Consider the following 13,897-nt stretch of genomic DNA (forward strand, 5'->3'; position numbering starts at 1 on the left):
ACCTCTACCCGCCGTTAGTGACGCCCTTCAACCATAACAGCAGACAGACGGACGCACGCTGTTTGGTCAAGAACCAATAGGCATAACCTTTGGGTGGTCAATCGCCAATGAATATACCTTCAGCGTCGGGCGCTAATGCTTTGTTTTGCCGGGAAATTCTTGGTGTTGTTGATGGTTGACTGACACTTTTGTCAGCTAGACGCGAGCGCCACGGTAAACAAGGCTGTGTCATGACCACTGGAGCGCCGGACATGACCGAGCAACCCTTCTCCCTTCTACGCAACCTGGCCCGAACCGGGAACGACACGCACGAACATGGCGATGACACGTTACCGTTCATCAACGCGATGGAAAAACTTAACATCCATTCAGTGTTCGATATCGTACGGCGCTCCAAAAGCGCTTTTGTTCACGAACTCTCACGTATCAGCGATGCTGATGCAGCGCTCGCCTATGAAAACGCTCGCTGTTACGCCACCCAGATCGTGCGCCTGTATCGCAATCAACTGCTGTCCTCAGGCCGAACCCAACAGCTGACGCGGCGCACCGGCGTGCGTTCGCTGGTAGACATCGGGCCTGGCTTCCCTAATCTGTTCAAGGAGAACTGGGATCTGTTTTGCAAGGTGGGTGCAATCGAGGCCAAGGATTCGCCAGTGGCGTACCTGACGTCCTTGTATCGTTTTGCTATGGAACAGCTGGAAGGCAGCGTGGCGGAACCGAGCCGAATCAAGCTCGATGAACGACGGCCTGACCTCAAGGATCTGTTGATCGATCAACAAAGCACCTTCACGCCAGTGCCTACGCTGCATATCGTCAATCAGGTGTTAAGTAAAGCCATCAACGCCTACGTGGACACGGTGCCTGAAGACAAGGACAAATCTATTTACCAATTGGTGGCCGAAAAACAACACCCGTTTCAGTTTCCTTACAACTTTCACTTTCAACAGATCAGCCTTGGGCTTGACGGGAAGAAACCAACGCTAGGCGAGCTGAGTTACCGCGTCAGCCTTGAAGTTCCAACCACGTCAAGATCCGGCAGTGACTATGGGAAAGTGCAGCACTCCAGTGCCATTGCACAGGTGCTGATGAGCGGAGCAGGCCCGGAGCAACAGGCAATCGTGCTTGAACCTGCCTTATCCAGTCAGGCAAACGCCGACACGTCAGCAGACCTGACCCGTCAGTTCTTCAAAACGAAATACAACGTTGATTACGTCGACGACGCCAGCAATCCTTTGAATAATCTGAACGTCTTTCTGGAGAAGACGGGTCTGGACAGCGACGGAGTCGAAGCCCTTCTTGCCATAGGCAGCCACACGGCCTATGCCTCTCCCAACATCCTGTCAGCGGGACACACCGCGGATGAAGACTCCCCACGCGAGGCAAGTCTGACAGCAATCAAGGCTCGATTCGGAGCTGGCTACGTCAATGGCCCGACCACTCAGCCGGTAATGGCTCTGAACAAGGATGAATACGGCATTGAGCGGCTGGTCAACACCAGCGTGGACCGCTTCGACCGCCTGCAACGCATGATCCGTTTGCAGCGCTGGACGGGCATTCCTTTTACAGCGCTGGACACGTTGGTCATGGCGGTCATTCGCTCCGAAGGCGCCGTGAACCTTCAGATGGTGCTGACGGAAAATACGCTACGCGCACTGGGAACCTATCGGTATCTGAACAAACGTTACGGCCTCGCGCCGGAAGAGTTTGCAGTCTTTGTTCACCAGATGCCCGGCGAGGCAAACGACGGACGCTTGCCGATGTTCGACCGGGTATTCAACAACCCGGCATTGTTCGATACCCCGCTGGTGCTGGATGGGTCGATTCTCGACCTCGATCAGGACAGTAGCGAGCACGTCAAAGCTCGCGCTCAATTGAGCCGAGCCTTGCATTTATCCAGCACTCATGAGGGCCTGAGGCAACTGGCCATCGATGTTCGCGAACTGATTGGCAACGCGCCCACTGACTTCAGACTCAACGTCAGCATGATCTCTTCGCTGTACCGCCAAGCCCGCATTGCTTCGATGTTCGGTCTGACCACTGCGGAATGCCGGGCATTGATCGACCTGCTAGGCTCTCTGTCTTTTCGGAAAAAGGTGGTCTCAGGTCAACTCGACGACACCGAACCGGACGTGCTCGATATCCTGATGCACCTGGACTGGGCAGTCACATGGCTCGAAGCGTCTGATCGAGACGTCACCACACTGCGACGTCAGGCAGGCTGGGACATGACCGAAACAATAGTCACGCAGGAACTGACTGTTCAGCTTGAGCAATTAACCAATGATGCGCGCCTGGCTGTAGTGAACAGCGACCAGCTGGCATCCCTTGATTTGCCAAGCAAGGATGACCAAAACAACACCATCAATTGGTGGTTAATCCTCTCTTACCTGATCGACGAATCAGGGCTGGTCAGGACTCAGCCGCTGCACGAGGAACCCGCGGTCAGCATCCGCCGCACCCTGCATGAACGCTTGTCCGCCATAGCCATCGCGGAACCCCTTGCAAGCGAAGTCGAAGCCAGACTTGCAACGTTCGTATTGAACGGCTATCGGAATCAGCATCGGCTGGTGGAAGAGCTGTTGCTGACCCTCACCGGTTTGCCGCCGGACCGTTGCGAGCCGGTGATACGCTGGGCAGGCAGCGACGTAAGCAAGTTTCTCGCTGCGTTACTTTGGGATAATGGCGTCATTCAGACACTCTCGACGCTGATTCGCTATTCAGAAGTCAGCCAGCAACTGGGGCTGAGCGCCCGGGCACTGCGCACTTTTTTGATCAATCCACGCTGGCTGTACGCAGGCTCAGAAGGCCAGTTTTATCTCTCACCGAACAGTCTGTATTTGCTCGACCGTTACAGCAACTGGCGCGACCACTGCGGTTACCCGGAGGAAGCGCTGCTCGAGTATTTCAAGCAAGCCAATGACCCGCAGCGAGACGCTACACAATGTGCTGCGCGGCTGGCGTCACTGACAGGCTGGACGTCATCTGAAGTGCTGGCCGCAAACGCATTGCTGACCGGGTCAGATCGTATCGCTTCCAGCATGCACGAGGTGGACTGGTTAAGCCGGATGCACAGCGCCAGTGACGTCACCGGCCTTTCGGCAAGACAATTACTGTCGGCTACTGACCTGACAGCGACCAGCACGGCCTCGCACTGGAAGTCCGTAGGCGAAGCCGTGATAGCCGCCAACCGTTAAGCCGTGAGCATTAACCTGTTCAATGCCATGGAGGCCTGATCATGTCCGATACCCTTGAAAGCCGGCTCAACGAATCCTTCCGCGATGCGCTGGTGGCTTACTATCTGAGTGAGGTCGTACCCAACGACCCTATGCTGAAGCGCCTGGGCCTGGACCAGCGCTTGAAAACCGCCAATGACCTGTATGAGTTTTTTCTGCTCGACAATCAGGTCAGCAATGAAGTCCAGACCAGCTATGTCGCATCGGCAATGAGCAGCCTGCAGCAGCTCATCAATGGCACGTTACTGGGCATGGAGCCGGGCTATGAAACGCTGCTGCCGACCGAAGCGCGCTTTGTCGAGTGGCGTGAACGCAGCAGTCAATACCCGATCTGGGCGGCCAATATGCAATTGGCGCTTTACCCAGAGATCTATATTTCTCCGGCATTGCGCTTGAAGAAGTCCAGCTACTTCTCACAACTGGAAAACGACATCAATCAGAACAGGATCAATATCGACACGGCGCAAGATGCGGTAAAAGCCTATCTGGCCAGTTTTGAAGAAGTCGCCAACCTGACGATCATCAACGGCTACATCGACAGCGACCGATTCGCAGAAGGCAAGTATTACTTTATCGGCAAGTCGCGCGCCGAGAATATTTATTATTGGCGCACCGTAGACATGAATGAGCGCGCCTACAAAGAAGGGACTGAAGGTCCGAAATACGATAACCCGACACCCGGTGCCTGGTCCGACTGGAAGCGGGCCGAGATCGGCATCAATGCCAATACACTGGAAAGAACCATTCGCCCGGTGTATTTCAACAACCGGTTGTTTGTGACGTGGGTGGACCTGGTTCACGTGACCGAACAGGTAGCGGTTACGCTGCGCGAAGGTACGGTTAAGCCAGGCGCCGATGGCAGTATCCCCATCACCCCACCGGCTGACATCGCGCCATTGACGGTAATCACACCCAATGTGCGTCTGGTGTTGAATATTTCCTATAAAAAATATGACGACTCATGGAGTGCGCCACAAATCTACATGGACGTGACAACACCCAATGTCTTCACCCGGGCAGGCAAGGCAGTCAACCTTGAGAACGACCTGAACAATATTGCGATCTTCGATGTATCGGCCTCCCCGGAATCACTGTTTATCGCGATGTATGCGGGTGAAACGCTGGCGCCTGGTGACACCGATGGCTCAACGTCGACGTATGCCTTTCTGCACACGGCCTTTATCGACAAGAATTTCAACAAAACGCCAGCTTTTCCAGTGGCGAACCACGTAGACGCCGTTTCCGACAAGGCAGACCTGGGTCTGGAGCAACCTCGCGTGCGCAAGACCTGCTGGGCATTTGCTTTAAAGAACAAGGGGAATTTTCAGTTTACGTGGAGCTTGTATATCAGGCTAAAACCACCCCTGACAACGTCTCCAAACAATGGCGACACCTGGTGGGACTACCAAGACCATCAGGAAGCAATAGCCCAGATGACCGGTGTCTATGCACCCCGCCTGGACCTTGAAAACTCCACAATAAAATTAAGCACTGCAATAAACAAGGACATCCTCATTAATGGTACTACTAAAACCACACTCATATTGACTGAGCCAGCCAGCCAGTGGACGTTTGAGTTCATAACGAAACCCGACGATCTCGACATCTACCATGAAAACTTTATATTACAGAACGGCTCAAACTTAAAAATCGAATCAACCGGAGGCTATTGGGGCGACCTGTCGCTGAACCTGTATAGCGCTGTAGCCGCCCCCCCCTCAAGTACCACTTTCCTTCGCAACCAACACAATAGTTATTACCGTATAGAACGATATACCACCGACTGGAACCTTAGAGGCGGCAAACTGAAGGTGGGCGCTGTCGAGCTAATGTCTTTGGCGGCAACCGACCCGGAGGTCATATCCTGGGCACTCATAGCACTTATACAAGGCGAAACTTCATATAATCTGTATCCCTCTGCACACGTAGGGCCTCACTACACTGACACGCTTTCTTTCGCCCAATCGTTCAGTTACCCATTGGATATGAACGTCCCCCACAACAACTCGCAAAAGCAGCTGACCGCACGACCTCCGACCAGCAGCATTACAGCACCGAGCCGTTACGAAACAATCATTACATTCGATAAATCCACGCTTCTGCCAAATCTTCCGCAAACCCAATTCATCAGCGGATCGAAAAAGTTTTACATCACCCACGGCTTTGCCGTAAACACGCTAGTTCCCCCTGCCTGGATCGGTAACGCCCTCAAATCCACCGAAATAGAGCTGGAGTGGACAACCGCTGATGGGGGCGACCCTATCGCGCCCAAAATCAGCAAACGCATCAACGCCATTCTGGGGATCGCCGAATACATCGATTTCTCCACCTCCAGCATTCGGTTCAGCGACAACTCCACAATCGATACCCGCGACCCGATCCGCATGAACACGCTGTTCGCCCGCGAGTTGATCAACAAGGCCAACATTGCGCTCGAAGCCTTGTTGTCCTGGGACACCCAGCAGCTACAGGAACCGCCCATCGATGATGACACCATCGCTGACCTGATGGACTTCAAAGGCGCCAACGGCCTGTACTTCTGGGAGCTGTTTCTGCATCTGCCGTTCATGATTTCCCATCGCCTGAACCTGGAACAACGCTTCACCGATGCCGAACGCTGGCTCGGGTTCATCTTCGACCCGGGCCGTAAAAAAACAGGCGACGCACCGGCTTACTGGAACGTTCGACCTCTGGTGGAGATACCGGACCCGGATTACTTTCTGCGCGCCCCTATCGACCCGGACGGCATCGCGGCAAGCGACCCGGTGCGCTATCAGAAAGCGGTGTATTTCCATTACATCAAAAACCTTATCGACCGCGGCGACATGGCCTATCGGCAATTGACGCCCGACAGTCTGGGCGAAGCCAAGCTGTGGTACGTGCGTATTCTCGATCTGCTCGGGCCGCGCCCGGATGTGAAACTGACCAGCCAATGGACGCCGATGGCACTGGGCGATCTGGCAGCGTCCACCAGTCCGGGGCTGCGGGCTTTCGAGCAGCAGCTTGTCGAGCAGGAACAACAGGTACGTACCAGCGCCGCCGCCAACGATGGCAAAGCCACTGTCAGTTTCAGCCAACCGTCCCTGCGCTTGAGCACCTTCGGCAGCGACCCGACATTGAACGAAGAAGACAGCGATCACTTCATCCTCCCGATGAATTCGGAGCTGGTCAAATACTGGGACATGCTTGAGTCGCGCCTGTACAACCTGCGCCACAACCTCACCCTGGACGGCAAGCCACTGTCGCTGCCGCTGTTCGCCGCACCGCTGGACCCACGGGCGCTGCTCGCAGCCTACGCCAATGGCGCAACCGAGGGCGGTGCGGGGAGTTTGCTGGCTCAGGAAACACCGCACTATCGCTACCCGGTCATGTTCGCCAGAGCCAGCGCGGCCGTGGAGACCCTTATCCAGTTCGGCTTCACCTTGCTGTCTATCATCGAGCGCAAGGAGCAAGGGCAGTTGATGGAACTGCAACAGCAGCAGGTCTGGGAGTTCGCCCAGTACGCCATTGACCTGCAGCTTGAGGCGCAAAAAGTCGAAGTTCAGGCACGCAAGGCATTGGAGGCCAGCAAGGCCGTGATTGATGCCCGAGCCAGTTTTTACGGCCTACTGGCGGCTGAAAATGTCAGTGCAGGGGAAGTCGCAGTGGGCCGCGAGCTACTCGCTGCACGGATTGCTGAAGGGAATGCCAACACATCAAACGTTGCGGCTTCAGCCTTGAAAGTGGCTCCTAATCATGCGGGCTTTCATGCCGGTGCGACAGGCGGCATGGCGGTCGGCGCTGCGGCAGGAGGTGCTGTCGGGGGCTTCCGCCTGGAAGGCGTGCTGGAAATGGTCGCCGTCGCATTTCATGCCTCCGCCGCTCAGCATACGTCTATCGGCCAGGCACTGGAACGCGCGGAATCCTTCCGTCGGCGCCTCCAGGAATGGGAACACGCGCGCGATCAGGCCTTGCTCGAGTCAGAACAGATCACCTTGCAACTGACTGTCCACGACGCCCAGACCCGCGTTACCGCCTTGCAACTGCGTCAGGCTCAGGAAGCCAAAAAACAGGCCGAGACTGTCTATGCATTTCTCAACAAGCGCTTCACCAACAGCCAGCTCTATCAATGGCTCAATGGGCAGTTCTCGACCTTCTACTACCAGGCCTATGACGCCACGTTCTCACTGTGCCTGGCGACACAAGCCTGCTGGCAGTATGAAATTGCCGACTACTCGGCCTCCTTCATCCAGCCTGCAGCCTGGAAGGATGCCTGGCGCGGCCTGACTGCTGGCGAGGCCCTGAAACTGAATCTGCTGCGCATGGACGCGGCTTACCTGACCCGCAACGAGCGCAAAATGGAGATCGTCAAAACGGTTTCGGTGCGCCAGCTGCCAGAAGCAGAGGGAGATGATACGGGGATCAATCACGGCTGGGATGCAGTGGTCGAGCGCCTGACGCAAGACGGGATTGCCGAGTTCGAAATCACCCGAGCCATGCTTGACGAGGATTACCCGGACCACTACCTGCGGCGCATCAAGCGCATCAGTGTGTCGTTGCCAGCCACGGTCGGGCCTTATCAGGACATCCGCGCCACCCTGACCCAGTCGTACAGCGCGGTGCAGATGGACGCCCAGCCTGACGGGCCGCTCAAGGAAAACCTGCGTGCCAGCCAGCAGATCGCCTTGTCTACCGGCGTGGACGATGACGGCTTGTTCGTTTTCAACTTCGACGATGAGCGCTATCTGCCGTTTGAGGGCACCGGTGCGATATCGCGCTGGACACTGAGCTTTTCCAACCCGGCATCGCAGCGCGACATGATCGACTCGATCACCGACATCATCGTGCACATGCGCTACACGGCGAAAAGTCGTTAACCGACAGGGAGCAAGCGTCATGGAAGCTCAATCGCAATCGCAGAATCAATCGCCGCAGTCTCTCCAGCCGGCTGTTGCCACCCCGTCATTACCCAAAGGCGGTGGCGCGATTCAAAGCATCGGCAAGGGCTGGGGATCCGTTGGTACCAGCGGCGCAGCGTCACTGGAAGTCGCTCTGCCGATCAGTCCGGGACGCGGTTACGCACCCGCCCTGTCGCTGAGTTATCAGAGCACTTCCGGCAACGGAGTGTTCGGACTTGGCTGGAACCTGAACACCAGCAAAGTCGCGCGTCGTGCCAGCAAAGGCGTACCGATCTACACCGACGATGACCTCATTTTCGGCCCCGGAGGCGATGTCTGCCTGCCCGAACGTGACGACAGCGGCGCGCTGGTTTCGACTCAGGTCAGCCGCTACAACGGCCATGATTTGAATGCGACTTATCAGGTGGTGCGTTACTTCAGCCGAGTCGAAGGGGCCTTTGCGCGCATCGAGCATTGGCGCGTAGACATTGCAGATCCCGGCTTCTGGCTGATCCACGGCGCCGACGGCAGCCTGAACCTTTATGGCAGGAGGACCTCATCGCGCATTGCCGACCCGGCAGACATGAATCGGGTTGCCGAATGGTTGCTGGATGAAAGCATGAATGCCGTTGGCGAACACATCCTCTATGAATACAAGCCCGAAGACCATCAGGGCCTGGCGGAGGATCACCCGAGAGACTTCCGCGCCCAACGCTACCTGAGCCGGGTTCGCTACGGCAACGCCAAGGCGCACCCCGTACTTTACCTGTGGCAGGAAGATTCGCTGGACGATTTGTTGTGGCATTTCGACCTGATATTCGACTATGACCAGCGCGACACCCGCAGTGACCCGCCCCCCGAATACGACGAGCAATTTACCTGGCCGGTGCGCAGTGATCCGCATTCAAGTTTCGCCTATGGTTTTGAGCTGGGTAATCTGCGCCTGTGCCGGCAGGTCTTGATGTTCCATCACTTCCCGAATGAACTCGGAGAAGCCCCGCTGCTGACCCGGCGACTGCTGCTGGAGCACCTTCAGACAACGCTCGGCTACAACCTGCTGAGCGCGGCGCATTCGCAGGCATGGGATGGCACGGACTGGCGGCGCGTCGATCAGCAACCTCCTGTGCAATTTCAATACACCGATTTCAGTCTCGAGTCGGGCATCTACACGCCGCTGGAGCCCATGGCCGGCCTGAATGACGGCCAGCAATACCAGTTGGTCGATCTGTATGGCGACGGCTTGCCCGGCATTCTGTACCGAGACGACAAGGCCTGGCTTTATCGCGAACCGGTCCGTGATACCGCTGGCGGCGCGGACGCCGTTGCCTACGGAGCCAGTGAATGGTTACCGCGCATCCCGACGGCTGATTCAGCCACACCGGTACGTCAGACCCTCACGGATCTGACCGGCGACGGGCGGCTGGACTGGGTAGTCGCCCAGCCGGGAATGGCCGGATTCTTTACCCTCAACCCTGATCGAAGCTGGTCGAAATACGCCACGTTCTCGGCTTTTCCTGCAGAGTTTTTCCACCCGCAAGGCCAAATGGCGGATCTGGTCGGCGACGGGTTGTCGGATCTGGCCTTGATCGGGCCGCGCAGCGTTCGCCTGTACGCCAACCGTCGAGCCGATGGATTCGCCGCAGCAACGGACATTCCTCACGACGAGGATCGCCTGCCATTGCTCAGCGACAGTTCCACTGAACTCGTGGCGTTCAGCGACCTGCTGGGCACAGGGCAACAACACCTGATCCGTATCCGGCACAACGAAATCCGCGTCTGGCCAAACCTGGGCCGAGGCCGGTTCGGCAAGGGCCAGTTGTTTGCCACCCTGCCCTACACCTATGAGGCCTTTGATTCGAGCTTGGTGCGGCTGGCCGACCTGGACGGTTCAGGTGCCAGTGACGTGCTGTACCTGCAAACCGATGGCTTTCAGGTCTTCATGAACCGGGGCGGCAACGGTCTGGCCGCGCCCTTCGATCAGCGCTGGCCGGAGGGCGTGCGTTATGACCGGTTCTGCCAGTTCAGTGCGGTCGATCTGCTGGGCCTCGGTTTCTCCAGTCTGGTACTGACCGTACCGCACATGGCGCCACGGCACTGGAGCCTTTACTACGCGGCGGACCGGGCCGGCTCGGTGCGCAAACCTTATTTGCTGAAGGCCTCGGACAACAATCTCGGCGCTGCCGGCGAAGTCAGCTATCGCAGTTCGGCGCAGGAATGGCTGGACGAAAAAAACGAGCTGCGGGCCGCAGGCAGCGTTGCTGTCTCGGAATTACCGTTCCCGGTTCATGTGGTCGTCAGGCAAACCATGCAGGACAAGGTCACTGGCAATACGCTGACTCAGTTGTTCCGCTATCGGCAGGGTTTCTATGACCCTCGCGAGCGCGAGTTTCGCGGCTTTGGCCTGCTCCTGCAGACCGACACCGAAACGTCGTCGCAGGATCAGGAAGACTTTACCGCTCCGGTATTGAACAAGATCTGGTTCCACACCGGACGCTATCCTGCCAGACCCTGCACCGACCACGACCGCAGCGACCCACTGGCACGCTTGCCCGGCGAGCATGTGTTGTCCCGACTCGACGCCGCAACCCAGACAGAGCTGCCAATAACGGACGCGGATGACGCGACCTTGCAGGAAATGGCGCGAGCGCTGAGCGGCTCGGTACTGCGCAGCGAAGTCTTTGGACTCGACGCCAGTCAACGTCCCACAGTGCTGTATTCGACCCAGTCCTGCCGCTACCTGGTTCGCCAACTGCAGGCATTGAGCGCACATCGACCCTACGCGTCGATGCTGCCACTGAGCCTGGAAGTCATCACCTATCGTTACGAGGCCGAGGAACTGGAGGACCCGATGTGCGAACACAGCCTGAACCTGGCGTGGGACCGCTACGGCTCGACGCTCCACTCAGTCAGCGTCAACTATGCCCGGCGCAAGAAACCGGGTGACGCGCCACCCTTTGCGGACCCTCACCAGCAACAATGGTGGGAGGCGTCACACGACGACGCCCAGCAACAGTCCTGCCTGAATGAAATGCACGCCGAAGCAATCCACCTGGACAGCCCGCAGAGCTGGCGTCTGGGGCTGCCTTACCGCACACGCGGCGACGCCATGCTCATTCCGGCAAGCGCCTTGACGCCTGAGCAGATCAGCTACGAACAGTTCGCCGATCCGTCCGGGCCCTTCGCAACCTTGCCGCGTACGCTCACCAGTCTGTCGGTGCAACGCTACATCGGTTGCGGCGATGGCGAGGCGACCTTTCAGGCGCTGGCTGACGCCGTTGAAACGGCAGAACTGGATGATCATGCACTGAGCGCCTACGAGCGGGTCATGGACAGCGTCACTCTGGCCGAAAAACTCGTCGAGATCGGTTATCAGCAAATGCCAAGCTTTCTGCCAGCAGACAGCCTGAATCTATGGTCGGTAAAACGCGGCTTCGCCACTTACGCCGGTCAGGAGCACTTCTTTCATCCTACTCAGTTCAGGCCCACGCGCAGTCACGGCTGGAGTCTCGTCGAATACGACGCCTACCATCTGTTCGCGACTCGCATCACTGACCCGGCAGGCTGCGTCACTACCGCTGAATACGATTATCGTGTGCTGCAACCAAAACGAATCATCGACCCCAATCAGAACAGTCAGGAAGCTGATTACGACGCCTTCGGCAGAGTATGGGCAACCAGCTTTTACGGCAAGGAACTGGGTGAGGCAGTCGGTTTTCCTCCACTCAATCGCGCCGGGCATTATTGGGCTTCTGCCGGCGAGGTAGCGCTGCAACCCGAATACGCTCTGGGCAGGCAAGCCAGCGCGCTCTATTACGACGGCAACACGGCTCTGGGGCAGGTCCACATCCCGCTGGCCACCGCTGCCCTCGTGGCAGACCGCTACCCGGAAGACCTGGACAGGCAGATCCGCGTCAGCATGGCGTCGATAGACGGCTTCGGTCGCACGCTGCAAACCCGTCAAAAGGTAGAGGACGGCAACGCCTATTCAGTCGATGAATGGGGCAATCTCGAACTGGTCGACGGTAAGCCGAAAATTGTCCACGCTTCACCGCGCTGGCGTGTCAGTGAACGTGTGGAATACAACAATAAAGGCCTGGCGGTGCGCGTTTACCGGCCGTATTTCGCCAACAGTCATCTGTATGTGAACGACGCATCGATACGCTCACAAAACATTGTCGACAAACAGTTCTACGACCCGCTGGGGCGTCCGACCATCACAATCACCGCCAAAGGCTGGATGCGCCGACAGACCTATCGGGTCTGGTACACCATCAGTGAGGACGAAAACGATACGGCCGAGGAAGTGCTGACCGCGAGAAAGGCAGCCGAGCGTGGTTAATAGCGCGGTACATTCCCATACGCCGGAACTGCTCGTTTCCGAGGTTCGTGGGCTGGTCGTGCGCAAGGTCCTCTTACATCGAACCGAAGCCGCAGAAGCCGCCGCAATGCGGGTTACCAGGCAGCGTTTCGACCCGGCAGGCAGAATGTTCGCCACCACTGACCCACGTTTGGCCAACGCCAACCGGTGCACTGTCTACAGCCTTGGCGGCAACGCGTTGGCCACCGAGAGTGTCGATGCCGGCTGGCGGGTTGCGCTGTTCGGCGAGGCGGGCCAGGTCTTGCACGGCTGGGATGGTCGCGGCACCGAGAGGCAGCTCGAGTACGACCTGCTGTTACGCCTGAGAAATATCATCGAACAGAATCGCTGCGCGGAGCGGTTCGCCTATGGCCAGGCAGATGCGGCAGGACACAACCAGTGCAATCAACTGGTCCGCCATGACGATACGGCGGGCTCGCGCTTGCTGCAGGATTACAGCCTGCATGGCTCGGTACTCAGCGAAACACGACATTTCATGCTCGCCGCAGAAGCAGCGGACTGGCCATCAACAGAGTCTGATCGTAATGAGCTGCTGGAGCCGGCCGGCCTTCAGACCTGTCGCGTTTTCAACGCACAAGGTGAAGTGCTGACGCAGACTGATGCCAGTGGTAACAGCCAGCTTTCAACTTATAACCTGGCTGGACAGCTGCACAGCACAGACCTGATATTGAACGACAGCATGCATGCGCTGACGCTGGTCAGCGCGATTCGCTACAACGCATTCAATCAGGTCGAACAGGAAACAGCGGGCAATGGCGTAGTCAGCCTTTACACCTATGATCAGCAGGACGGCAGGCTGACCGGGCTGAGCGCGATCTTTGCTGACGGCACGCTGCTGCAGAAACTCAATTACAGCTATGACCCGGTGGGCAATATCCTGCTGGTCAACGATGCCTCGCAACCAGACCGGTATTGCAACAATCAGCTTATCGAACCGATCAGCCATTACCGTTACGACACGCTGTATCAACTGATCGAAGCCACTGGCCGGGAGGTCAGAAACGGGGCCAGCCATGGTCCGGCGCTACCCGGTCTGCAACCTCTGCCGACGCTCGATCCTTGCCAGGTCAGCAACTACAGACAGAATTACAGCTACGACGCAGCGGGCAATCTGCTGCAAATGCGCCACGAGGGCGCGCACAACTTCACCCGCAACATGCACGTTGCCCCGGACAGCAATCGCAGCCTGCCCGACGATGACGGGGATGTGGATTTCGCTACGAGTTTTGATGCCAACGGCAATCTGCTGCAACTGGTTCGCGGGCAGGTTATGGGTTGGAATGCGCGTAATCAACTTGCTCTTGTCACTCTGCTGCAGCGTAAAGACGCAGCGAGCGATGAAGAGCGTTATGTCTATGACGGCCAGGGTCAGCGCTGCCGCAAGATCAGTACTGCTCAGGCGTCAGGCC

General features: G+C 57.5%; 4 protein-coding genes. All 4 read left to right on the forward strand.

The window, feature by feature from the left end:
* The first annotated feature begins 230 nt into the window (after nucleotides 1–230).
* Nucleotides 231–3,194 carry a Tc toxin subunit A gene (locus GE543_RS17740; RefSeq protein ID WP_256664774.1) on the forward strand — a complete coding sequence of 988 codons (2,964 nt, stop codon included), beginning with the start codon at nucleotides 231–233 and terminating at the stop codon, nucleotides 3,192–3,194.
* A 41-nt stretch (nucleotides 3,195–3,235) separates the two neighbouring features.
* The gene (locus GE543_RS17745; protein ID WP_153222015.1) at nucleotides 3,236–8,089 is read left to right on the forward strand and encodes a neuraminidase-like domain-containing protein; all 4,854 of its coding nucleotides are present in this window, start codon (nucleotides 3,236–3,238) and stop codon (nucleotides 8,087–8,089) included.
* A 19-nt stretch (nucleotides 8,090–8,108) separates the two neighbouring features.
* Nucleotides 8,109–12,449, forward strand: a complete 4,341-nt coding sequence (locus GE543_RS17750; RefSeq protein WP_153222016.1) for a SpvB/TcaC N-terminal domain-containing protein — start codon at nucleotides 8,109–8,111, stop codon at nucleotides 12,447–12,449.
* A partial coding sequence (locus tag GE543_RS17755; RefSeq protein WP_371927194.1) for an RHS repeat domain-containing protein occupies nucleotides 12,442–13,897 on the forward strand: 1,456 nt, incomplete at its 3' end. The genes GE543_RS17750 and GE543_RS17755, both read left to right, overlap by 8 nt.

The organism is Pseudomonas sp. SZ57, assembly GCF_009495975.1.
GTDB lineage: Bacteria > Pseudomonadota > Gammaproteobacteria > Pseudomonadales > Pseudomonadaceae > Aquipseudomonas > Aquipseudomonas syringae.

Coding starts and splice junctions, on each gene's coding strand:
- GE543_RS17740 (WP_256664774.1), top strand. CDS start 231: ATGACCACTGGAGCGCCGGACATGACCGAGCAACCCTTCTCCCTTCTA.
- GE543_RS17745 (WP_153222015.1), top strand. CDS start 3,236: ATGTCCGATACCCTTGAAAGCCGGCTCAACGAATCCTTCCGCGATGCG.
- GE543_RS17750 (WP_153222016.1), top strand. CDS start 8,109: ATGGAAGCTCAATCGCAATCGCAGAATCAATCGCCGCAGTCTCTCCAG.